Here is a 23,300-nt window from a genome sequence, read left to right as displayed (position 1 = left end):
TTTTCGTATCGTTACTTACGGATCTGGCCTTCGCCATAAATAATGTATTTGGTAGAAGTCAGTGCTTCTAACCCCATTGGCCCACGGGCATGGAGTTTTTGCGTCGAGATGCCGATCTCGGCACCAAAGCCAAACATAAAGCCATCCGTGAAACGGGTCGAGGCATTGACGTAAACCGCCGCCGCATCAACTTCTTTCAAGAAGCGTTGGGAAGCGAAATAATCATCGGTGATGATCGCTTCGGAGTGCTTCGTATTGTAGCGATTGATGTGAGCAATGGCTTCTTCTAGCGAAGCCACCACTTTGATCGCTAAGATATAGTCTAAAAACTCGGTTGCCCAGTCCTCTTCAGTGGCAAGCTGTGCATTGTTCAAAAACGCCAATGCTTTTTGATCCCCTCGCAATTCGACTTGATCGGCAAACTGCTTTTCTACCATAGGCAAAAACTCCGCTGCCACTGCTTCATGGACGAGGATCGTTTCGATGGCATTGCAGACAGAAGGGCGTTGAGTCTTTGCATTCGTGACGATCGCCAGTGCCATCGGCAGCTGGGCTGCTTGGTCGATGTAGATATGATTGTTGCCGGTGCCGGTTTCGATCACTGGCACCGTGGCGGTCTCTTTGACACGACGAATCAAGCCGGCGCCTCCCCGAGGGATCAAAACATCCAAGTAATCTGTCAGCCGCATCAGCTCAGCCGCTGTTTCGTGGCTCGTGTCTTCGATAAACTGGATCGCATGGCGGGAGTGTCCATTGGCAGCTAAAGCCTCTTGTAAAATAGTCACGAGGACTTGATTGGAGTGGAAGGCTTCCTTTCCACCACGCAAAATCACGGCATTTCCTGATTTGAAACACAGACTAGCTGCGTCAGTGGTGACATTAGGGCGGGCTTCGTAGATGATGCCGATGACCCCTAAAGGCACTCGTTGTTGACCAATCAAAAGATCGTCAGCATTGCGCCACATTTTATCCACGGCACCGATTGGGTCGGGCAATTGGGCGACTTCTCGGATGCCGTTAGCCATCTCGGTGATCCGTTGTTCTGTCAGCAACAGACGATCCAGCATCGTCTGGCTGGTTCCTTTGGCTTTTGCGGCGGCTAGGTCTTTTTGATTAGCAGCTAAAATCGTCTCAGTAGCTTTTTCTAAAGCATCGGCCATCGCTGCCAGTAGGTGGTTTTTTTCACTGGCACTCAGTAAGCTTAATGTCTGGGCGCTTGCTTGAGCTTGTTGACCGATCGTTTGCAAGTTGCTCATTGCTCATCCTCCGTTCGTTGATAAAAGTGGGTGCCGACAGGTTCCCCTGCGAGCAAGTCAAAAATAATTTTCGGCTGCTTGCCGTTAGCCAGCAGCATGTGACTGTTCAAGTCTAAGATGCGTTGGGCGGCTTTTAGTTTACTTGTCATACCGCCGGTTCCATAAGGACTGCCTTTTCCCGTAGCTTGTTCTAAAAGTTCCGGGGTGATTTCATTGATTTCGGAATACAAAACGGCATCAGGATCATTCAGCGGATTGGCGGAATAAAAGCCGTCGATATCAGAAAGCATGATCAAAAGCTCGGCTTTCGTCAACTGAGCGACGATCGCTGACAGCTGGTCATTGTCGCCAAATTTGGTGAGATGGTCCAATTCATCCACTGCCACCGTGTCATTTTCATTAATGATCGGGATGATCCCCATCGCAAGTAACTGTTCTAAGGTGTTGCTAACGTTTTGACGGCTTTGGGGGAATTCGATGATGTCTCTGGTCAGCAGGATTTGTGCAGTCTGCTGGCTATAACTTTGAAAACGCTGGTTGTAGATCGTCATCAGTTCCGATTGGCCAACGGCTGCCACGGCTTGCTGCTGCGGGATCTCCACGGGTCGTTCTTTCAAATTCAACTTGTTCATGCCAACACCGATCGCACCAGAAGAAACTAAGATGATTTCTTTGCCTTGGTTTTGCAAAGCTGCTAAGACAAAGGCTAATTCATCGATGCCAGCTAGATTGATGGCACCATTGGGATAAATCAACGAGCTGGTGCCGATTTTTACAACGATTCGGTTTTTGTTTGAAAGATCTGCGCGCATATGCCACCGCCTATTTTTTGATATTTTTTCTATTGTACTCGCAAACGGGCGTTTCGTCATGTCCTTTTTTCTTTTTGGTCTATTTTTAAACGAAGAAATTGTAAAGACTTTTCGATAATTGTGTTTTCCATGAAGAAAATAGTTCTTCCTATGCTAAAATAGCTATATGTTTTATTATTGGAGGAACCCATGAAATTACGAGGATTTGAAATTATTACAGCATATAGAGAAAAAAGCATCACCTTGCCTCAACGTGCCACCCATCATGCGGCTGGTTACGACTTTGAAGCAGCGGAAGAAATCGTGGTGCCAAGCATTTGGAAAGCGGGCGTGATCGACGGGGTCAAAGCGCTTTTTGCAAAAGAGACCGCAAAACAGTTGAAGCCAACCTTGGTTCCCACGGGGATCAAAGCCTATATGGGGGAAGACGAGTATTTGCAGCTGACAAATCGTTCCAGCAATCCTTTGAAACGTTTCTTAGTCTTGACGAATGGTGTCGGCGTCATCGACAGCGATTACTATGACAATCCAGATAATGAAGGGCATATCATGTTTCAGTTTACCAATTTCGGCCCCACAGATGTCGTCATTAAAAAAGGCGAACGGATCGGCCAAGGAATTTTCTTGCCGTTCTTAAAAGCTGATCAAGATACAACCACTGCCAGCCGAACCGGCGGCTTTGGCTCCTCGAATCAGTAAATCCTGCCTGGGGGTCTGTTTGATAGAAGTAGTGGAGGAGATCAATGGCAAAAAAAGCAAAAAGTCAATTTGTCTGTCAAAATTGCGGGTATAGTTCCCCTAAATATTTAGGGAAATGCCCCAATTGCGGCAGCTGGAATTCAATGGTGGAAGAAGTGATCCAAGAAACCGCCGATCGTCGAGTACGTACGACATTGACGGGGCAAAAGATGCAGCCGACGAAAATCGCCGATGTCGTACCGAAAAAAGAACCGCGGGTCCAAACGAAACTTGCTGAGTTGAATCGCGTCTTAGGCGGCGGCGTGGTCCCAGGCTCCTTGATTTTGATCGGTGGGGATCCAGGGATCGGAAAATCGACGCTGCTCTTGCAAGTTTCCCAGCAATTAGCAGCGATCGGCGGGACGGTCTTGTATGTGTCAGGAGAAGAAAGTGCCGAACAAATCAAAATGCGGGCGCAGCGCTTAGGCGCCATCGACACAGAATTTTATCTCTATGGGGAAACGGACATGTCAGAGATCAGTAAAGCGATCGAAAACATCCGCCCAGATTATGTGATCATCGATTCGATCCAAACCATGACCCAACCGGATATCACCAGCGTGGCAGGCAGTGTCAGCCAAGTGCGAGAAACGACCGCAGAATTGCTGAAAATCGCCAAAACCAATGGCATCGCCATCTTTATCGTTGGCCACGTGACGAAGGAAGGCTCGATCGCAGGACCGCGGATGCTGGAGCATATGGTGGATACCGTCTTGTATTTCGAAGGCGAAAAGCACCACAGTTTTCGAATTTTGCGGGCCGTAAAAAACCGCTTTGGGTCCACCAATGAGATCGGGATTTTTGAAATGGAAGAAGGCGGGTTGAAAGAAGTCGCCAATCCGTCACAAGTCTTTTTGGAAGAACGCTTAGAAGGCGCAACTGGATCGGCGATCGTAGTAGCAATGGAAGGCAGTCGGCCAATCTTGGTGGAGATCCAAGCACTGGTCACGCCAACGATGTTCGGCAATGCCAAACGCACGACGACGGGGCTAGACTTCAACCGCGTCTCGCTGATCATGGCGGTTTTAGAAAAACGGGCAGGCTTGCTGCTGCAAAATCAAGATGCCTACTTAAAAGCAGCCGGCGGGGTCAAATTAAATGAACCCGCGATCGATCTAGCGATCGCTGTTAGTATCGCGTCTAGCTACAAAGAAAAAGGCACCAGCCCGACGGAGTGTTTTATCGGTGAAATTGGCTTGACGGGTGAGATTCGCCGAGTCAACGCGATCGAGCAACGGGTCAAAGAGGTGCAAAAACTAGGTTTTACGAAAGTTTATTTGCCTAAAAATAATCTGACTGGCTGGCAGCCGCCCAAAGGCATCGAAGTCGAAGGCGTGTCTACCTTAGCCGAAACCTTGCGGAAAGTCTTCCGTTAAAGTGGAGTCAATGCAAGAGCAAGGGGCAATCGCCTCTCCTCTTGCCCTGACGCTGCTGATTCATTCGTTTGAACCAACCGACCGACAGCCGCTGACTGGCGAAAGGAGCCTGTCTGGCAGCACGGATTTTTGAACAAAAGAAACCTACTGGAGTATGGAGGAACATGTATGCAGAAACGAGTCATTACCGCACTAATGGTACTTGCCGGAGCAAGTCTGGGGATCTCACTGATGCCTATCGCATGGCAAGCCATTGGGCAAACCCAAAATGAATGGCTGAATAATAACATCACTAATAGTTTGCTTGGAGCCCTTATTTTCTTTTTATTATCTTTACTATTAGCGAAATATATTGCAGCCGGTATTCGCAAAATTGAAGAAAAACTAAGTGAATTGAGCTTAACCTATCTCTTGTTTGGCGCAATTGGTTCGATCATCGGTCTGATGATCGGTGTGATCGTGTCGATTCCTTTTTACAATTGGGATATTCCTTTTATCAACGGGATCGCCCCAATCTTAGTGATGGTCCTGTTAGGGTATCTCGGTTTTCAGATCGGGACGACACGGATCGATGAATGGAAAAAAGTCTTTGCCCCGAAAAACAAAAAGGCAGAGCCCCAAGAGCAAGATGAACAGCAGATGCTGGAAAGAAAGATCGCGGACCACTTCCACAAATACAAAATTTTGGATACCAGCGTGATCATTGATGGTCGGATCTATGACATTGCTAAAACAGGCTTTTTAGAAGGCGTCTTGCTGATCCCGAATTTTGTCTTGTACGAATTGCAATACATCGCAGATTCTGGCGATAGTTTGAAACGGGTTCGGGGCCGCCGCGGCTTGGATATTTTGAATGCTTTGCAAAAAGAAGAAGGAATCGCAGTTGAGATGTATGAAGGCGATTTTGAAGACATTTCCGAAGTCGATAGCAAGCTGATCAAGTTAGCGAAGATGCTGGATGGTGTCGTCGTGACCAATGATTACAATCTAAACAAAGTTTCTGAATTTCAAAATGTGCCTGTCTTGAATATCAATGCGTTAGCCAATGCGGTCAAACCAGTGGTGATTCCAGGAGAAAGCATGCACGTCTTAGTGGTGAAAGCTGGCACGGAGCGCCAGCAAGGGGTCGCTTATCTAGATGACGGGACGATGGTCGTGGTGGAAGATGGCCAGCATTACATGAATGAACACATCGAAGTGATCGTCACCAGCGCCTTGCAAACGGCAGCTGGGCGGATGATTTTTGCCAAACCAGCCCATTCTGGTCGCGGCATCGACAACAAAGAAGGATCGAAATCAGAGAAATAATCCTAGGCAGCTGGCGTAAAATATGCCAGCTGCCTTTACTAATTGGGTTATTGATTGTACAATTCAACTTGAGGGTTCTGTTTTTTACGCGGGTCTTTCCCACTAAACTGAACAATAAGCCCCAAGCAGCTTGGCTGGCTTGGAAATCAGATGAAGGAAGAGGAAAACAATGACAAAAGTACGTGTACGTTACGCGCCAAGTCCAACAGGACATTTACACATCGGGAATGCTCGGACGGCTTTATTCAATTATTTGTTTGCTCGTCACAATGACGGTGAATTTATTATCCGAATCGAAGACACCGATCAAAAAAGAAACATTGAAGATGGTGAAAAAAGCCAGCTTGAAAACTTGCAATGGTTAGGAATGGATTGGGACGAATCACCTGAAAATCCAGGAGAATACGGTCCGTATCGTCAATCAGAACGCGGCGATATCTACCAACCACTGATCGATCAATTGCTTGCAAGCAATCGTGCGTATAAGTGTTATTGTACGGAAGAAGAACTGGAAGCCGAACGTGAAGGCCAAAGAGCTCGTGGCGAAATGCCCCATTATGCAGGGAAATGTGCCAACTTAACACCAGAAGAGCAAGCCGAAAAAGAAGCACAAGGCTTGAAACCAGTGATTCGTTTCCGTGTCTCTCGCAATACTGAATACAAATTCCACGACATGGTCAAAGGCGAGATCGTTTTTGAATCAGATAATGTCGGTGGCGATTTTGTCATCCAAAAACGTGACGGTATGCCGACTTACAACTTTGCAGTAGCAGTCGATGACCATCATATGAAAATCACCCATGTGCTGCGTGGAGATGACCACATCGCCAACACACCAAAACAGTTGATGATCTATGAAGCATTTGGCTGGCAAGCACCAGAATTCGGGCATATGACGTTGATCATCAATAGCGAAACCGGGAAAAAATTAAGCAAACGGGACGAATCGATTCTCCAATTCATCGAGCAATACCGTGAGTTGGGTTATCTGCCAGATGCTATGTTCAACTTCATTGCACTTTTAGGCTGGTCACCAGTAGGGGAAGAAGAAATTTTCTCTCAAGAAGAATTGATCAAAATCTTTGATCCTGAACGGTTGAGCAAATCACCAGCTGCCTTCGATGCCAAGAAGTTGGAATGGGTCAATAACCAGTACATGAAACAAATGGATCTGGATGAATTGACGGCAATGTGCGTCCCTTACTTGGCAAAAGCCGGTCGCATCGAAGAAACATTGACCGAAGAAAAAGTTGCTTGGTTGAAAAAAATCGTTTCCTTGTATCAACCGCAAATGAGTTTTGCGGCACAAATCGTCGACCTTTCGGAATTGTTCTTCGAAGAACACCCTGAATTAGATGATGCAGCCAAAGAAGTCTTAGCAGGAGAAACTGTACCGACGGTTTTGACAGCCTTTAAAGAAAAATTACAGGCGATGCCAGTCGTTGAGGCTGCGGCAGTCAAAGCAGCCATCAAAGAGATCCAAAAAGAAACAGGCATCAAAGGCAAGAATTTATTCATGCCGATCCGCGTGGCGGTCTCAGGCCAAACCCACGGACCAGAACTACCAGATACCGTTGAATTATTAGGGAAAGAAAAAGCCCTTGATCATTTGAATAACGTGTTATAAACACAGCGAATAGACGAAGTACTAGCCGATTTTTTTCAGAGAGACCACGGAAGGTGAGAGTGGTCAAAAAAGGCTAGGAAATGCACCTAGGAGTGGCTTTGGCGCAAGTCAAAGACGAAGCAGCGGACGTTACCCGCTTGAAGGCAGTGCCGAACTGCGAACAAAAGTGGGACCACGCAAAAAAGCGTCTTTTGAATAAGGAAACTTATTTGAAAGACGCTTTTTTCGTATCAAGAAGTTTGGATAAAGTAGGTGAGAAGATGACTTGGTTCAAAAAAGCAATTGCGGCAACAAAAAAACATGATCCATCGGTACGATCAACGTTGGAGATCATCATCACATACCCAGGATTTCATGCCTTGTTTTGGCATCGTTGGTCGCATTTTTTGTTTCAGCATCGCTGGTATTTTTTGGCAAAACTGACGGCCCAGTTTTGGCGTTTCTTGACTGGGATCGAAATTCATCCTGGTGCGCAGATCGGCCAAGGGGTCTTTATCGATCATGGGATGGGCGTCGTGATCGGGGAAACGGCGATCATTGAAGATGATGTCGTCTTGTTTCATGGGGTCACCTTAGGGGGAACCGGCAAAGAGCGGGGCAAGCGTCATCCCACGGTTAAAACCGGTGCGTTTCTCTCAGCCCATGCGCAGATCTTAGGCCCTGTCACGATCGGTGAGCGTGCAAAGATCGGCGCCAATGCAGTGGTTTTGAAGGATATCCCCGCAGAAGCAACTGCTGTCGGAATCCCAGCAAAGATCGTTCGAATCAAAGGAAAGAAGGTTACCCACGATGATTAAAATCTATAATACGCTGACACGGGAAAAAGAAGTGTTTCAGCCATTAGAAGAAAAAAAAGTAAAAATGTATGTTTGCGGACCCACCGTCTATAACTACATCCATATCGGGAATGGCCGCAGTACTGTGTCGTTTGATACCGTACGCCGTTATTTTGAATACCGCGGCTATACAGTGGACTATTTGATGAATATTACCGATGTCGATGATAAAATCATTCGTGCGGCAAAAGAATTAGGCACGACGGCCCCAGAAGTGGCAGAGCGTTTTATCAACGCCTTCAATGAAGATACCGCAGCGCTGAACGTCAAACCTGCTACGATGAATCCTCGTGTGATGGATCATATCGAAGACATCATTGCCTTTATTGCTGCTCTTGTAGAAAAAGGCTATGCCTATCCAGTCAATGGCGATGTTTATTACCGTACCCGTAAATTTGCTCACTATGGGCAATTAAGCGATCAATCCATCGATGAGCTGGAAGTCGGCGCAAGCCAGCGGACCGGTGAAGAACAAAAAATCAAGGAAGATCCGTTGGATTTTGCTTTGTGGAAAGCGGCAAAAGGCGATGAGATCGCTTGGGAATCTCCTTGGGGAGCCGGTCGTCCTGGCTGGCATATCGAATGCTCGGTGATGGCGACCAAACACCTAGGCGAGACCATCGATATTCATGGAGGCGGACAAGACTTGACCTTCCCGCATCATGAAAATGAGATCGCCCAAAGCGAGGCGAAAACTGGCAAGACCTTTGCCAACTATTGGATGCATAACGGCTATGTGACGATCGGTGAAGATGAAGAAAAAATGAGTAAGTCACTGGGCAACTTCGTCACGGTGCATGAGATGGTCAAAAAAGTTGATCCGCAGGTGCTGCGTTTCTTTTTGGCAACGACCCAATATCGCCGACCAATCAAATACAGTGAGACTACCTTGCATGAAGCACAAACCAACCTGCAAAAATTGCGGACGACCTATGAAAATGCCAAATTCCGCTTGAATAGCAGTCATTATCAAGCCAGCGATGAGGAAGTCAATGAAGCGGTTCTTGAAGAATTTGAAGAACGTTTCGTCAAAGAAATGGACGACGATTTCAATGCGGCTAACGGGATCACTGTGGTCTATGAATTGGCGAAGTGGCTGAACTTAGCTAGCGAAGACCCAGAAACAGATTTGGCTTTATTAGCCGCTGGATTAGCCAAATTCAGCGAATGGCTGACGATTTTCGGGATTTATTTTGTATCCGAAGAATTGCTGGATGAAGAAATCGAACAGCTGATCAATGAACGGATCGCCGCCCGCAAAGCCAAAGATTTTGCCCGCAGCGACCAAATCCGTGATGAGTTGAAAGAACAAGGGATCATCTTAGAAGATACCCCGCAAGGAACCCGATGGAGACGAGAAGCATGAGAGATTATAAACAATTGAATGGTTTGGCATTGGCCTATGTGGGGGATGCGGTCTATGAAGTCTATATTCGCGATTATTTAGTCGCCCAAGGCCAAACCCGCCCGAACCAACTGCACCATATGGCGACCCACTATGTGTCGGCCAAAGCCCAAGCGGCATTGATCCAAAAGATGTTGGATGAAGAGATCCTGACCGAAGAAGAACATGATTTTTACCGCCGCGGCCGTAATAGTAAAAGCCATACGGGTGCCAAAAATGCCGATGTCACGACGTATCGTATCGCTACTGGCTTTGAATCGCTGATCGGGTATTTGCACCTCACGCAGCAAAAAGAACGCTTAGACGAGCTAATAGACTGGTGTATAAAGAAAGTAGGAGAAGAAGATGCGAGAAAAACCGCAAAGAAAGCGTCCAAATAAAAAAACAGCTGGCCGATCAGAAGCCAGACAAGAAAATAGACCGGATCGCCGCAAAGAAGCCGCTGGAGAAGCCATCGAAGATAATTTTGTCTTCGGCTATCATGCGGTTGCTGAAGCCTTGAAAGAAGGGCGAGGCAACAAGCTGTTTCTTTCCGAAGAAGCACGGGGAGAAAAAATCGATCGTTTGAAAGAAATGGCGCGGGAACAGGCAGTTCCGGTCAAATGGGTGCCAAAACAAAAGCTGGATACGATGAGTGACCAAGGGGTCCATCAAGGCATGATCTTGGCGATCACCCCTTATCAGTATTTGACCTTGGATGAATTGTTGGCCCAAACGAAAGAACAGCCGCTGTATCTGATTTTAGATAATCTAGAAGATCCCCATAATTTCGGATCCATCATGCGAACCGCTGATGCCAGCGGCGTAGACGGGATCATCATTCCAAAACACCGTGCGGTGGGGATCACGCCGATCGTGGTGAAAACGTCGACCGGCGCAGTGGAACATATCCCTGTGGCCCGTGTGACCAACTTGACCCAAGCAGTCCAGCAGCTGAAAAAAGCTGGTTTTTGGATCTTCGGTACTGATATGAGTGGCAGTGATTACCGCACATGGAATGCCCAAGGGGCGGTCGGTTTGATCATCGGCAACGAAGGTCGCGGCATGGGGGAAGGTTTGAAAAAAGAAGTGGATCAAATGCTGACGATCCCAATGACTGGGCACGTGCAGAGCTTAAATGCCAGTGTGGCGGCAGGCTTGTTGATGTATCAGGCCTTTACTAGCCGAAATGGGGCGTCCCAATGAAAACCCCTTTGCTGATCGTGGATGGCTACAATATGATTGGCGCTTGGCCGGAGCTGGTTCTTTTGAAAAATCAGGACCGTTTAGAAGATGCCCGAGAAGCCTTACTGAATCGGCTGTCGAATTATGCAAAATATGAAGGGTTGAAAATCATCGTTGTTTTTGATGCCCAACTGGTGCCTGGTGTGACCCAAAGTTACACCAAATATCAGCTGGAAGTTATTTTTACCGAAGAAGGAGAGACCGCCGACAGCTACATCGAACGAATCGCTGGTGAATTAAACAATCGATTGACGCAAGTCACCGTCGCTACCAGCGATTTAGCCGAACAGTGGGTGATCTTCTCTCAAGGTGCTTTGCGAACTTCGGCACGGGAATTGTACAAAAGCGTGGAAAAAACGGAAAAAGACATCCACGAGCATCAAACCGACTTGCGATTTGAAAATTTCCGACGCAATTCCCCTTGGTCACCTGAACAATTAGCCGAACTTGAAAAGAAATTGCAAGACCTTAGTTAGGGACAAAGTTGGTCTGGTAAATTAGAAGATGTCCCAGCCATTTATGATACGCTCCTTTTGTAGCAAATGAAGCAAAAACAAAAGGAGTGATCTCGATGCGCACAAAGGAAAGACAAGTATCGCACCGTTCAGATAGATTTGAAGAGTTGTTCAGAAAATATCGACCGATCGTTGAGATTTTGCATAAAAAATATTATCTGCGGGATTATGACTTAGACGATTGGCTGCAAGAAGGCAGGATCGTTTTTAATAAGTGTCTAAAGACTTACGATAAGGACAAAGGAACGACCATCGGTATCTTGTTTAAGCGTTCCTTTGAGAACCGTATCTGCAGCCTGTTGCGGGCGCAGCATGCCCAAAAACGCAAAGCCCAAGTCGATGCCTGCTCGCTGGAAGAAAAGCTTTTACAAGAAGGCAATCGGTTTTTGACCGATCATAATCGCTGTGCGGAAACTGCAGAGACCTACTTGTTCGTTAATGAATCGTTGGCAGAGTATCCGAAAAGTTTATCGTCTTTAGAACGAATGGTTATAATGAATTATTTAAAAGGATTAGAACTTGATCAGATTGCCGCTCAAGAAAAGCTGCCTTATGAAAAAATAAAAAGCGCTTTCAGTCGCGGTCGGACAAAGTTGATAGCGCTTATCAAGGGTGTTTAACAAAAATCTTATTGAAAGTAGAATTATTTTATGGTAAACTTGAAATTTTCTGCTTTTCGTGGTATGATGATGCTCGAGGTGAATGCGATGCCAACAACTTTAGCTACGATCAAGAAAGATTTAGAAGGCCGTATCGGTAGTGAGATTATGCTAGTTGCTCAGACTGGACGTAAGCGTCAAACTGAACGTCGCGGCGTTTTGACAGAAACTTATCCTTCAGTTTTTGTTGTAGATTTGGATCCAAATGAGAATTCATTCGAGCGGGTTTCTTATAGTTATTCAGATATTTTAACCAGAACTGTTGAGATTGAATTTTTATCAGAAGCTGTTTGAAACAAGAAGAGTTGACACTTTGTTGACTCTTTTTTGGTTCAATAAGATAAGGAGTGATGGGATGGCGTTTTTTCTAAAAGAGTTAGGGGAAATGACTGGGGTGGAGTTTTATCAGCTTGCCCGTTTGCGTACAGCGGTTTTTGTGGTGGAACAAGCGTGTGCGTATCAAGAGATCGATGCGATCGATGCACAAGCAAAACATTTATGGGCCCTTGATGAGGAAGGGCAGATCGTTTCCTACGCCCGTATTTTCCAGCAGGAACAAACGGTGCATTTTGGTCGGGTCATTGTGGCACCAGCATACCGGGGGCAAAAAGAAGGCCATCGTCTGATCAAAGAAGTTTTGCATCGCATTGAGCAGTGTTATCCAGCTTTGCCTATTGAGATCGAAGCACAAGCCCACTTAGAAAAATTCTACGGCCAGTATGGCTTTAAAACCATTACACCGCCTTTTTATGAAGACGGGATCCTGCATGTCGGGATGAAAAAAGAAGCAAGCACAGCGACTCTCTAGCGAGGTTCGCGTGCTTGCTTCTTTTAGCGCTATGATTGATGGATCGGATGAATCCGAATCGCTTCTTTCGACCTTATTGACTAAGAGCCGTTTTTTTATCGGATCGTATCATCCAATGATGTTGGACGTGGATCAACAGTGTTGGCAGGAGGCGTTTGCGCTTTTAGAAGGTCACGTATCTCTTCTAAATAATCCTCTGCAGTGACTTCTGGTACTTCTTCTTCCTCAGGTTGTTGTTTCAGATTGCGTAGTTTGTTGACTGCTTTGACAATCAAGAACAAGACAAATGCGGTAATCAAGAACGTAATAATGGCAGTAATTACGCGGCCGAAATCAAAGACCACATTTTTGGCTGGTTCAAAGACCAAGCCAGAAAAGGCATCGGCGTTACCAAAGAGTGATAAGATCCATGAAACCAATGGTGTCAGCAATCCTTCAACTAAACTAGTGACGATTGCGGTGAAGGCACTCCCGATCACGACCCCGATCGCCAAGTCAATGACGTTTCCCCGTAAAATAAATTCTTTAAATTCTTTAATCATCCTGTATCCTCCCTTCTAAATCTTACTGACAGTATAGCTAAAAACGCGGGATTTATAAAAAAAAACGCTCGCTACAGCAGGTTTGATCAGCGAGCCGAGGAGAAAGTTTGTCAGCTATGCTATAATTGAAGAGATAATTTTGCTTCTAGAAGGGGTGTCACATGTCTATTGAATTAAAAAAAGGTGTTCGGTTAACGGTGCTACCGACCAAAAAGTATAAAACGATCCGTTTTTTCGTTCGGTTTACTGCACCATTGCAGGCTGAAATGACCGCCAAACGGACCTTATTGACCAGTTTATTAGAAACGACTAGTTTGGCTTATCCGACACAGACCGCATTTAGCAGTCAGCTGGCAGAGCTTTACGGTGCCAGCTTTGGTATGAATGTTAACAAACGGGGCAATCTGCATCAAATCAATGCAGCGATGTCCTTTGTCAACGGGAAGTACGTGTCAGATGAAGCAGTATTGCCGCAAGCAGCCGCTTTTTTAGCAGAAGTTTTGTTCCATCCGAATGCCCACGAGGAACAGTTTGAAGAAAAGAACTTCACCATCGAAAAGCACAACTTGATCGCCTATATGAACAGCGTGGCAGAAGATAAGCAAGCATTGGCTTCTTTAGGGCTGCAAGAGTTGTATTTCGAAAACGATCAGAATCAGAAGTATCCGAGCTTTGGACGTCCCCAAGACTTAGAAGCTGTGACCGCAAAAGAGCTTTACCAAACCTATCGCTCAATGATGGACAATGATCAAATCGATCTTTTCGTGATCGGCGATGTGGTTGAAGCAGAAGTTGCGGCGCTCTTCCAAAACATGGCCTTTACCGATCGGCCAGACCAAGCAATGCCGGTCTTTTATCAGCAAGCGGCGGAAAATATCATTCGCGAGAAAATCTTGCGGGAACCAATCATCCAAGCCAAATTGAACTTAGGCTATCATACTGGCGTGTATTATGACCAAGCCGAGCGGATCGCCTTTATGGTCTTCAACGGGTTGTTTGGCGGATTCCCTCATTCCAAACTGTTTATGAATGTCCGAGAGAAAGAAAGTTTGGCGTATTATGCTTCCAGTAGTATCGATACGTTTCGTGGGTATTTGTCGGTCCAAACAGGGATCGATGGCAAAAACCGCGACAAGGTCTTCAAATTGATCGAACAGCAGCTGCAAAGCTTGCAGCGTGGCGAAGTCACCGCGGAAGAACTGGCACAAACAAAAGCGATGTTGAAAAACCAGTACTTGCTTTCATTGGATAACCCACAAGCACTGATCGAAACAGCCTATCTGAATCAGTGGGTACCGAATACGAAAATGACGGAAGATGAATTTATGCAGAAATTGGCACAAGTGACCGTGGCTGATGTCCAAGCATTGGCTCAAAACGTGTCCTTGCAAGCTGTATTCTTCCTGGATAAGGAGACGACCCATGAATAAAAAAGTCTATCAGCAAATCAATGAGACCCTTTATGAAGAAGTATTGCCAAACGGCTTGAAAGTTTATTTGCTGCCAAAAGCCGATTTCCATAAAACTTACGGACTTTTCAGTACGAACTATGGCTCTGTCGACAATCATTTCGGGTTTTCACCCGAAGCATTGCATCAAGTCCCTGATGGCATTGCCCATTTTCTAGAGCACAAACTGTTTGAAAAAGAAGACGGCGATGTCTTTCAAACCTTTGGTCAGCAGGGGGCTTCTGCCAATGCCTTTACCAGTTTCACGAAAACCAGCTACCTTTTTTCGGCAACCGATCAAATCAAGTTGAACCTTGAAACGTTGATCGATTTCGTTCAAGCCCCGTATTTCACAGAAGAAACCGTCGAAAAAGAAAAAGGGATCATTGGTCAAGAAATCCAAATGTATGATGACGATCCAAACTGGCAGCAGTTTTTCGGCATCATCAAAAATCTGTATCCGAAGCACCCCTTGCATATCGATATCGCTGGTACGGTGGAAAGCATTGCGCAGATCACCGCAGAAGACTTGTATCTTTGCTACAATACCTTCTATCACCCAAGCAATATGACGCTTTTTGTGGTAGGCAATATCGATCCTGAAGAAACGATGGCGTGGATTCGGACCAATCAAGCGGCCAAGACCTTTCCAGAAACGCAGGCGATCATTCGCCAGTTTCCTGAAGAAACCTTTGTCGATATTCAAGCAGAATCAAGTCTTACCATGCCAGTAACACGTGCCAAAGGCGTATTAGGGATCAAAGGAGACTTGAACAAACTGCCGAAATCAGGAAGAGAGCTCTTGCGCTTCAAAAATGCGTTGAATCTTTTCTGCCAATTGGTGTTAGGCAATACTTCCGCCAATTATTTGCGTTTGTATGATCAAGGCATCATCGACGACACTTTTGGGTTTGAAGTGAACTTGGATCGCGGCTTTTACTTTGCCGACTTCTCGGGGGATTCTGAAGAGCCAGAAAAAATGTTGGCAGAGATCGAAGCGATCGTAATGAATTTCCAGCAAGATCCAGAGATCAATGAAGAAAACTTGACGTTATTGAAGAAGAAAATGCTAGGGAAATATTTCCAATCACTGAACTCACTGGAGTTTATCGCAAACCAGTTTACCCAAAGTTTATTCGGTGAAACGACGCTCTTTGATCTGCCAGAGGTGATCCAATCGATCACTTTGGAAGATGTCCAGCAAGCGGCTCGTTCCTTTATCGATCCCAAAGCGTTTAGTCGTTTTTACATGTATCCAACGGAAAAAGCCTAAGCGAAGGCTGGTTTTGTCAAACAGCTGTCATCTAAGCGACACTGAATGATTCAAGGAGGAACGCCTAACAGAACAAGGGCTGGCCAACTCCTGAGTCATTCAGTGTTTTCTTTTTGCGTCAAAGGGTGGTTTTTTCTTGCAATTTGATGCCAATTTGGCGAAAAGTATTAAAATTTGTTTGCGAGTTGTGGTTAGGCTATCCTCAGACTTTTTCTTTTATGGTATTCTTTAATTATTGAAGCAAAATCTTTTTTTGTTTTTTTACAAAAATTCACGGAAAAAATGTTATATTTAGTAGACGGCGCGCCCAGATGGCAATCGGCGTGACGGAGTTTTTTTTATTGACGTATACAGGGAACCCCTGTTTTAAAATGATAGAGCAGCTTTGCTGACCTTACGACAAGCAGCGAAGCGATTTTAGGGCTTTTTTTAAAGATGAATAAAAGACTGGAGTAGATGATCGAGTGGCCAACGAAACAACGATTGGAGCAAAATTACGGCAAGCCCGTTTAGATAAAAACATTTCATTGATTGAATTACAACAAATGACAAAGATCCAAAAACGCTATTTAGAAGCAATTGAAGCAGAGCGTTTTGATCAATTGCCAGGCACTTTTTATGTCCGTGCGTTTATTCGCCAATATGCAGCAGCGGTTGGAGAAGACGGCGACAAATTGGTAGCCGTTTTTGATGGCAAAGATACGTTAGACGCCCCCTTACCAAAAAGACCGCAGCCTGAAACCGTCAGCGGCTCACGAAAAGCACAGCACGTAGAAGAAAAAAGCGGCTCATTTGTCGTCCGCTATTTGCCGATGATTCTATTAGGCCTGGTGGCCATTACGATCGTGAGTATCGTGGGCTACATGGCTTGGCAAGACCGGAATACAACGCCGATGATCCAAGGAAGCTCTTCTCTTGTGGTAGAAAATTCAGCGTCTACCGCTTCCACCACGTCAAGTACGGAAGAAACCAGTACTTCGAGTGAAGCGACGGAGTCGTCAAGTACGACGGAATCCAGCGAAGCGAAAATGACGATGACTGCCAGTGATTCGACGCAATCGTCGATCACGATCACGATGAAAGATGCAGAAAATCCTATTGAATTAGCATTTACTGGGCTAGATGCTTCTTGTTGGGTCGGTGTACAAGTCGACAACGCTTATGTGTACCAATACACTGTTCAAGCGGGGGAAACGCAATCGATGACGCTGCCAGAAGGCGCCACGAATGCGACCTTGACCCTGGGCGCAAGTCAAAATATCTCCATCACTGCCAATGGTCAGGAAGTGGACTTTTCTGACCCGCAATTTGAATTGTTACAAAAGACAGTCCGCCTCGTGATTGAATACCAAGACGATGCGGCATAAATCTGACAAATGCGCCTTATTGAGGTATCATTAGCTAAAAAGTTATCTGTTGCATCCGACCATTGAAAAGCAGAAGTAGTGGCATGATTTGCCGTTATTTCGTACAATAGTCGGCAGAGAGGAGTCTATTTCGTGAATTTACCCAATCAATTAACTGTATTACGGATCATTATGATCCCCATCTTTATTTTGGTCTTGGTTTTGCCAATCGATCTTGGCACGCTGACCGTTGGTACGACACAATTAGAAAACACGCACCTTATTGCAGCGATCCTTTTTGCGGCAGCCAGTATTACAGACTGGCTAGATGGCAAGATCGCTCGTTCCAGAGGCCTTGTTACCAACTTCGGGAAGTTTGCTGACCCGTTAGCAGATAAAATGCTCGTCATGACGGCTTTTATCATGCTGGTTGAATTAGACAAAGCCCCAGGCTGGGTAGTTTCGATCATCGTTTGCCGCGAGTTGGCAGTGACAGGGTTACGCTTGTTGTTAGTGGAACAAAGCGGGGAAGTCATGGCTGCTGCGTGGCCAGGGAAAATCAAAACCGCGACACAAATGGTTGCGATCATTTTCTTGTTCTTGAACAACATTCCCTTTTCAATGATCGGTTTGCCTATCGATCAAATCATGTTGTATCTATGTTTGATCTTCACGATCTATTCCGGGGTCGATTATTTCATAAAAAATACGAATGTTTTTAAAGATTCTATGTAAAATTTCTAGATCTAGATAAAGAAGCGATAAAAACAAGGATACAAGTCACGAAAGTTCAGAAGTTTTCTGGACTTTTTTTGTCAATATGAAAGACTTTTACGTATCTGATAAATGAAGGAGTAAACGAATGAAAGCAGAAATTATTGCAGTCGGGACCGAATTACTTTTAGGACAGGTGGTGAATACGAACGCGACCTTCTTGTCAGAAGAACTGGCAAGTCTTGGGATCGATGTTTTTTATCATAGTGTTGTCGGGGACAACCCCAATCGCTTAGAAGAATTGCTGACGATCGCCGACAAACGCAGCGACTTGATCGTATTGTGCGGCGGCTTAGGGCCCACCGACGATGACTTGACGAAACAAGTCACTGCCCGTCATGTGGGACAAGAGTTAGTCAGAGATGAACCAGGGTATCACCAATTGAAAGCCTTCTTCGAAAACAGTCAACGGAGGATGACGGAAAACAATTTGCGGCAGACCCTCGTTTTTAAAGACAGTGTGTCTTTGCCAAATCCCAATGGACTAGCGATCGGGATCTTTTATCAGACAGCCGCTACCAGTTATTTGCTGCTGCCAGGACCACCAAGTGAACTACAGGCGATGTTTCTTACCCACGCAAAACCACTTCTGTTAGAGCAGTTTCCCCAAGAAGAGGTCTTGCTGTCTCGCGTTTTGCGCTATTACGGGATCGGGGAATCGGCATTGGTCACAGAATTGGCCGATTTGATCGAGAATCAAGTCAATCCCACCATCGCTCCTTATGCCAAACCCAATGAGGTCACGCTGCGTCTGACGGTCAAAACTGCAAACGAGGCGCAAGGGATCAAACAATTGGATGCGTTAGAAGAAACCGTCCAAGCACGGGTCGGTGCGTATTTCTATGGGTATGGGGAACAAAATTCGCTGGCAGAAACAGTCGTCGAGCGACTGATCGAGAAAAAGAAAACCGTCACCGCAGCGGAAAGTTTGACCGCTGGTTTGTTCCAAGCGACCCTAGGAGGGATTCCTGGCGTCTCTGAGGTGTTTCCCGGTGGGTTCGTGACATATTCTGCTGCAACAAAAAGCAAGCTCTTAGGCATCGATCCAGGGCTTTTGGAAAGCTATGGGACTGTTAGTCAGGAGTGTGCGGAAGCAATGGCCGTCTATGCCCGCAAACAAGCCGAGACCGATTATGCGGTGGCGTTTACGGGTGTTGCTGGTCCAGACGAGTTAGAAGGTCAGCCTAAAGGCACCGTTTGGATCGCCTTAGCTTCTGACAAAGGCGTCTCGAGCCAGCTATATCACTTCAACCGCGACCGCGCCTATATTCGGCATAGTGCTGTCATGGCGGGCTTAAATCAAATACGTAAGGAATTATTAAATTAATGCGAATGTTTGTTCGTTTTTTCTTGCAATTTCCCGTCAGAAGGACTATTATTATCTTATGAACGACACACGAAAGTGATGAATATAAGGAGGATTATCCGTTTGGCAGATGATCGTAAAGCAGCCTTAGATGCTGCACTAAAGAAGATTGAAAAGAACTATGGTAAAGGTGCCATCATGAAGCTTGGCGAAAAAGTTGATCAACAAATTTCAACGATCCCAAGTGGTTCATTGGCCTTGGATGTTGCATTAGGTGTAGGTGGTTACCCACGAGGACGGATCGTAGAAGTTTACGGCCCAGAAAGTTCTGGTAAAACGACAGTTGCTTTACATGCCATTGCGGAAGTCCAAAAAAATGGCGGAACAGCAGCATTTATCGATGCCGAACATGCGTTAGATCCTCAATATGCGCAAAAATTAGGCGTAAATATCGATGATCTTTTGTTATCACAACCAGATACAGGAGAACAAGGATTAGAGATCGCTGACGCCTTAGTTTCAAGTGGTGCGGTTGATATCGTGGTCATTGACTCGGTAGCAGCTTTAGTCCCACGGGCGGAGATCGACGGTGAAATGGGTGATACCCACGTTGGTTTGCAAGCTCGTTTGATGTCACAAGCATTACGGAAACTTTCTGGTTCCATCAACAAAACGAAAACGATCGCGATCTTTATCAACCAAATTCGGGAAAAAGTTGGGATCATGTTCGGGAATCCAGAAACGACGCCTGGTGGTCGTGCGTTGAAATTCTATTCAACCATCCGTTTGGAAGTACGTCGTGCTGAGCAATTGAAATCCGGTACAGATATCATCGGGAACCGCACGAAGATCAAAGTAGTCAAAAACAAAGTAGCGCCACCATTTAAAGTAGCAGAAGTCGACATGATGTATGGTCAAGGGATTTCCCAAGAAGGCGAATTGCTGGATATGGCCGTGGAACAAGACATCGTCGATAAAAGCGGTGCGTGGTATGCCTATAAAGGGGATCGTATCGGTCAAGGTCGTGAAAACGCCAAAAACTACATGCGTGAACACGAAGAAATGATGCTAGAAGTTTCTGCTCGCGTCCGCGATGCTTACGGGATTGGAACAGGAGAGACCGTAACCCTTGAGGAAGCGCAAGAAGAATTACCATTAGACGACTAAGTCTTGAAAAAGCCAAACAACCTCGTTGTTTGGCTTTTTTGTGGTTTTTACCAGATTCGTCCATTGTTGAAAAAACATCCGTAAAAAGGAAGGGTTGCGAAAGTTTACTTTATTATTTAAAGTTGACACTCTTGGGTTCAAACATTAGAATAAACGTATGTGGATTTCCACATAAGAAGTAGCGAATTGATAATTTTGTTATCCTTTGTTAATCAAAATTACAAAATATTTAAAAAGATAGTATGGAGGTGGATTCATTGGAACTACTTTACATTCTCCTCGCTATCATCGGTTTAATTGTCGGTCTTGGATTAGGAGTTTATGTGACGAAATCTCGTCATGAGAAAGAAATCAACGGCGCCCAAAATTCTGCAGCTGGAATTATCGAAAGCGCTAAGAAAGAAGCAGAAACTCTTAAAAAAGAAGCATTGTTAGAAGCTAAGGAAGAAAATCAGAAGTATCGGTCAGAGATTGAAAGTGAGTTGAAAGAAAGCAAACTTGATTTAAAATCACAAGAAAATCGTTTACTCCAAAGAGAACAAGTACTTGATCGTAAGGACGATTCTTTGGAAAAACGAGAACGCTCACTTGAAGATAAAGAAGGCAGACTTAGTGAGAAACAACAATTAATTGACGAGCGAGAAAAAGAAGTAGAAAACTTAATCGATGGACAACAGAAAGAATTAGAGCGCATCGCTGCGCTGTCCAGAGATGAAGCAAAAGAGTTGATCATGAAATCAACGGAAGAGGAATTGAACCATGAATTAACGATCATGGTCAAAGAATCTGAACAGCGTGCGAAGGAAGAAGCAGATCGAAAAGCAAAAAATCTCTTGTCCTTAGCAATCCAACGTTGTGCCGCAGACCAAGTGTCTGAAACCACGGTATCGGTCGTATCATTACCAAACGATGAGATGAAAGGTCGAATCATCGGAAGAGAAGGTCGGAACATTCGCACCCTTGAAACCTTGACAGGGATCGATTTGATCATCGATGACACGCCAGAAGCAGTCGTCTTATCAGGATTTGATCCGATTCGCCGTGAAATTGCTCGTATGACCCTTGAAAAACTGATTCAAGACGGCCGGATCCATCCAGCCCGAATTGAAGAAATGGTCGAAAAATCTAGGAAAGAAATGGATGAGCATATTCGTGAATATGGGGAACAAGCAGCCTTTGAAGTCGGCGCCCACACCCTTCATCCAGACTTGATCAAGATTTTAGGTCGTTTGCGTTTCCGTACCAGCTACGGACAAAACGTCTTGAACCACTCGATCGAAGTCGCAAAACTAACCGGTGTTCTTGCCGCAGAATTAGGCGAAGATATCCAGTTAGCCAAACGTGCTGGACTCTTGCATGATATCGGGAAAGCCCTTGACCATGAAATCGAAGGCTCTCACGTTGAGATCGGGGCTGAGTTAGCTGCCAAATACAAAGAAAATGGTGTGGTGATCAATGCGATCGCTTCTCACCATGGAGATGTTGAAGCAACATCGGTTATCTCTGTTTTAGTTGCAGCCGCAGATGCCTTGTCAGCAGCCCGTCCAGGTGCCCGCAGCGAATCATTGGAAAATTATATTCGCCGCTTGCAAAATCTAGAAAATATCGCCAACGGCTTCAAAGGGGTCGATTCCAGTTTTGCAGTCCAAGCCGGACGTGAAGTCCGTGTAATGGTCAAACCAGAAGAGATTTCTGATTTGGATGCTGTACGATTGGTTCGCGACATCCGCAAGAAGATCGAAGACGATTTGGATTACCCAGGTCATATCAAGGTAACCGTTATTCGCGAGACTCGCGCAACGGATTACGCCAAATAGCAAGCAAAAGCAGTATCCTCTCAGAGGGTACTGCTTTTTTGTGTAGCTGATTGTTAATAAGAACGGCTGAGTTTTGCAAAATCAACTCTATTTCATCAGTCCCATAAATGATCGTGCCTTTTTTATTCGCCGGCAATAGAACAACGAGCAAGCAAAAGGATGGCTCGATAGCGACAGAGGCGAAAAATGGGAGGATCGATCCAGTATTATCGAGTGGGAGGCTATTGAAAAACAAAACAGACCCAGACTTCTCGGGGAAGTCCAGGTCTGTTTCATGTGTTTCACGTCTATACGTCCATCAAATCTTGCGTCGGCGGGCAAAGTCCACAAAGCGGAATTTATCCAGTCGGTGGATCGATTCGGTGTATTCAAAACAGCGCGTGTCTTCTAGATACACGAGGCTGCGAACCGTAACGACATGCTGATCTTCAGGACGCAGATCCATTAGATCCCGCAATTCTTTGTTGACGGGGTCAACAGTGATTTCTTTTTGTGCATAAGCGATCTCAAGGCCAAGGTCATTTTCAAAGTAATCAAAAATCGATACTTTCGCTCGGTTTTCTGGCAACTCTTCGATGATAGAAGCATCAAGGTAATCTTTATCCAAAATCACCACTTCTCCATCGATTCTCCGCTGACGGATCAGTTTCCATGCCTCAGAGGCGACAGGCCAACCAGTAGTCTCGTGCAGCTTTGGCGAGACGGCGATCTTACGGATCTCGACAACCTTTGTTTCACTAGGAATGCGTTGGGTATCTTGCAGCTCTCGAAAACTCGTCAAGCCAGAAATTGGGAAATCAAAGCGATTCAAGTCTAAAACGATTGAACCTTTCCCTTGTTTCTTTTGGATATAACCAGCATCCCGCAATAAATTCAATGCCTTACGGACAGTCTCGCGGGAGACACCATAAGTTTTGATCAATTGGTTTTCGCTAGGCAGCAAAGAATGCGGAGGGTATTCGTTTGCTAGAATTTTTTGTTCTAAATCTAAAAATATTTCTTTGAACTTGTTCATCGGATTGCCCCCTCTTTGGCTATTATAGCGAGGCCAATTTGGAAATGC

Annotated in this window: 24 protein-coding genes and 1 other annotated feature; of the genes, 20 read left to right on the top strand and 4 right to left on the bottom strand. The window is 45.5% G+C overall.

The window, feature by feature from the left end:
• Positions 1 to 11 precede the first annotated feature (11 nt).
• Together ECA1_RS03055 and proB are read right to left on the bottom strand one after the other, a co-directional pair.
• Positions 12 to 1,256, bottom strand: a complete 1,245-nt coding sequence (locus ECA1_RS03055; protein WP_060791700.1) for a glutamate-5-semialdehyde dehydrogenase — start codon at positions 1,254 to 1,256, stop codon at positions 12 to 14.
• Positions 1,253 to 2,068 carry a glutamate 5-kinase gene (proB, locus tag ECA1_RS03050; protein ID WP_060791699.1) on the bottom strand — a complete coding sequence of 272 codons (816 nt, stop codon included), beginning with the start codon at positions 2,066 to 2,068 and terminating at the stop codon, positions 1,253 to 1,255. The genes ECA1_RS03055 and proB overlap by 4 nt, the downstream gene beginning before the upstream one ends.
• A 189-nt stretch (positions 2,069 to 2,257) precedes the next feature.
• Here proB and ECA1_RS03045 point away from each other — a divergent pair, with 189 nt between their 5' ends.
• The 13 genes from ECA1_RS03045 (at position 2,258) to ECA1_RS02990 (ending at position 12,564) form a co-directional block, all read left to right on the top strand.
• On the top strand, positions 2,258 to 2,767 hold the full coding sequence (locus tag ECA1_RS03045; protein WP_060791698.1) for a dCTP deaminase/dUTPase family protein: 510 nt from the start codon (positions 2,258 to 2,260) through the stop codon (positions 2,765 to 2,767).
• 44 nt (positions 2,768 to 2,811) lie between these two features.
• On the top strand, positions 2,812 to 4,182 hold the full coding sequence (gene radA / locus ECA1_RS03040) for a DNA repair protein RadA (protein WP_005226394.1): 1,371 nt from the start codon (positions 2,812 to 2,814) through the stop codon (positions 4,180 to 4,182).
• A 1-nt stretch (position 4,183) separates the two neighbouring features.
• Positions 4,184 to 4,315: a hypothetical protein gene (locus tag ECA1_RS17730; protein WP_255209315.1), complete on the top strand. Its 132-nt coding sequence runs from the start codon at positions 4,184 to 4,186 to the stop codon at positions 4,313 to 4,315.
• Between the two features lie 35 nt (positions 4,316 to 4,350).
• Positions 4,351 to 5,490, top strand: a complete 1,140-nt coding sequence (locus tag ECA1_RS03035) for a PIN/TRAM domain-containing protein (RefSeq protein ID WP_005226396.1) — start codon at positions 4,351 to 4,353, stop codon at positions 5,488 to 5,490.
• A gap of 169 nt (positions 5,491 to 5,659) precedes the next feature.
• Positions 5,660 to 7,117, top strand: a complete 1,458-nt coding sequence (gene gltX / locus ECA1_RS03030) for a glutamate--tRNA ligase (RefSeq protein ID WP_060791697.1) — start codon at positions 5,660 to 5,662, stop codon at positions 7,115 to 7,117.
• Positions 7,114 to 7,312 (top strand) — a binding site (T-box leader). Its footprint overlaps the gene before it by 4 nt.
• A gap of 65 nt (positions 7,313 to 7,377) precedes the next feature.
• Complete coding sequence (gene epsC, locus ECA1_RS03025) at positions 7,378 to 7,914, top strand: serine O-acetyltransferase EpsC (protein ID WP_026008130.1); 537 nt, start codon at positions 7,378 to 7,380, stop codon at positions 7,912 to 7,914.
• Positions 7,907 to 9,319, top strand: coding sequence for a cysteine--tRNA ligase (gene cysS / locus ECA1_RS03020; RefSeq protein ID WP_060791696.1), 1,413 nt, complete (start codon positions 7,907 to 7,909; stop codon positions 9,317 to 9,319). Before epsC ends, cysS begins: the two co-directional genes overlap by 8 nt.
• The gene (locus ECA1_RS03015) at positions 9,316 to 9,738 is read left to right on the top strand and encodes a Mini-ribonuclease 3 (protein ID WP_015508687.1); all 423 of its coding nucleotides are present in this window, start codon (positions 9,316 to 9,318) and stop codon (positions 9,736 to 9,738) included. The genes cysS and ECA1_RS03015 overlap by 4 nt, the downstream gene beginning before the upstream one ends.
• Positions 9,704 to 10,543, top strand: coding sequence for a 23S rRNA (guanosine(2251)-2'-O)-methyltransferase RlmB (gene rlmB / locus ECA1_RS03010; RefSeq protein ID WP_010748485.1), 840 nt, complete (start codon positions 9,704 to 9,706; stop codon positions 10,541 to 10,543). Before ECA1_RS03015 ends, rlmB begins: the two co-directional genes overlap by 35 nt.
• Positions 10,540 to 11,058 carry an NYN domain-containing protein gene (locus ECA1_RS03005; protein WP_010748486.1) on the top strand — a complete coding sequence of 173 codons (519 nt, stop codon included), beginning with the start codon at positions 10,540 to 10,542 and terminating at the stop codon, positions 11,056 to 11,058. Before rlmB ends, ECA1_RS03005 begins: the two co-directional genes overlap by 4 nt.
• A 95-nt stretch (positions 11,059 to 11,153) precedes the next feature.
• A complete protein-coding gene (locus tag ECA1_RS03000) occupies positions 11,154 to 11,717 on the top strand; it encodes a sigma-70 family RNA polymerase sigma factor (protein ID WP_015508689.1) in 564 nt (187 codons plus the stop codon).
• 87 nt (positions 11,718 to 11,804) lie between these two features.
• Positions 11,805 to 12,050: a Veg family protein gene (locus tag ECA1_RS02995; RefSeq protein WP_005226417.1), complete on the top strand. Its 246-nt coding sequence runs from the start codon at positions 11,805 to 11,807 to the stop codon at positions 12,048 to 12,050.
• Positions 12,051 to 12,111: 61 nt separating this feature from the next.
• Complete coding sequence (locus tag ECA1_RS02990) at positions 12,112 to 12,564, top strand: GNAT family N-acetyltransferase (protein WP_010748489.1); 453 nt, start codon at positions 12,112 to 12,114, stop codon at positions 12,562 to 12,564.
• A 95-nt stretch (positions 12,565 to 12,659) separates the two neighbouring features.
• Here the strand turns inward: ECA1_RS02990 and mscL are convergent, their stop codons facing one another.
• Positions 12,660 to 13,106 carry a large conductance mechanosensitive channel protein MscL gene (gene mscL, locus ECA1_RS02985; protein ID WP_005226421.1) on the bottom strand — a complete coding sequence of 149 codons (447 nt, stop codon included), beginning with the start codon at positions 13,104 to 13,106 and terminating at the stop codon, positions 12,660 to 12,662.
• A 161-nt stretch (positions 13,107 to 13,267) separates the two neighbouring features.
• On the opposite strand from mscL, the gene yfmF reads away from it, so the two are divergent.
• The 7 genes from yfmF (at position 13,268) to rny (ending at position 22,237) form a co-directional block, all read left to right on the top strand.
• Positions 13,268 to 14,536 carry an EF-P 5-aminopentanol modification-associated protein YfmF gene (gene yfmF / locus ECA1_RS02980; protein ID WP_060791695.1) on the top strand — a complete coding sequence of 423 codons (1,269 nt, stop codon included), beginning with the start codon at positions 13,268 to 13,270 and terminating at the stop codon, positions 14,534 to 14,536.
• Positions 14,529 to 15,827, top strand: coding sequence for an EF-P 5-aminopentanol modification-associated protein YfmH (yfmH, locus tag ECA1_RS02975; RefSeq protein WP_060791694.1), 1,299 nt, complete (start codon positions 14,529 to 14,531; stop codon positions 15,825 to 15,827). The genes yfmF and yfmH overlap by 8 nt, the downstream gene beginning before the upstream one ends.
• A 464-nt stretch (positions 15,828 to 16,291) precedes the next feature.
• Positions 16,292 to 17,194, top strand: coding sequence for a helix-turn-helix domain-containing protein (locus ECA1_RS02970; protein WP_016608952.1), 903 nt, complete (start codon positions 16,292 to 16,294; stop codon positions 17,192 to 17,194).
• A 132-nt stretch (positions 17,195 to 17,326) separates the two neighbouring features.
• Positions 17,327 to 17,908, top strand: coding sequence for a CDP-diacylglycerol--glycerol-3-phosphate 3-phosphatidyltransferase (pgsA, locus tag ECA1_RS02965; RefSeq protein WP_005226440.1), 582 nt, complete (start codon positions 17,327 to 17,329; stop codon positions 17,906 to 17,908).
• 127 nt (positions 17,909 to 18,035) lie between these two features.
• Positions 18,036 to 19,274: a competence/damage-inducible protein A gene (locus ECA1_RS02960; RefSeq protein ID WP_060791693.1), complete on the top strand. Its 1,239-nt coding sequence runs from the start codon at positions 18,036 to 18,038 to the stop codon at positions 19,272 to 19,274.
• A 102-nt stretch (positions 19,275 to 19,376) separates the two neighbouring features.
• Positions 19,377 to 20,420, top strand: a complete 1,044-nt coding sequence (recA, locus tag ECA1_RS02955) for a recombinase RecA (RefSeq protein ID WP_060791692.1) — start codon at positions 19,377 to 19,379, stop codon at positions 20,418 to 20,420.
• 242 nt (positions 20,421 to 20,662) lie between these two features.
• Entirely contained in the window at positions 20,663 to 22,237 is a 1,575-nt protein-coding gene (gene rny, locus ECA1_RS02950) for a ribonuclease Y (RefSeq protein ID WP_005232891.1), read from the top strand.
• A 298-nt stretch (positions 22,238 to 22,535) separates the two neighbouring features.
• On the opposite strand, the gene treR is transcribed toward rny, so the two are convergent.
• Positions 22,536 to 23,252 carry a trehalose operon repressor gene (gene treR / locus ECA1_RS02945; RefSeq protein ID WP_005226457.1) on the bottom strand — a complete coding sequence of 239 codons (717 nt, stop codon included), beginning with the start codon at positions 23,250 to 23,252 and terminating at the stop codon, positions 22,536 to 22,538.
• Positions 23,253 to 23,300: the final 48 nt, after the last annotated feature.

Source organism: Enterococcus casseliflavus NBRC 100478 (genome assembly GCF_001544095.1).
Classification (GTDB): domain Bacteria; phylum Bacillota; class Bacilli; order Lactobacillales; family Enterococcaceae; genus Enterococcus_D; species Enterococcus_D casseliflavus.
The sequence above is the reverse complement of the archived record's forward strand: the minus strand, read 5'-3'. Positions and strand labels throughout refer to the sequence as shown.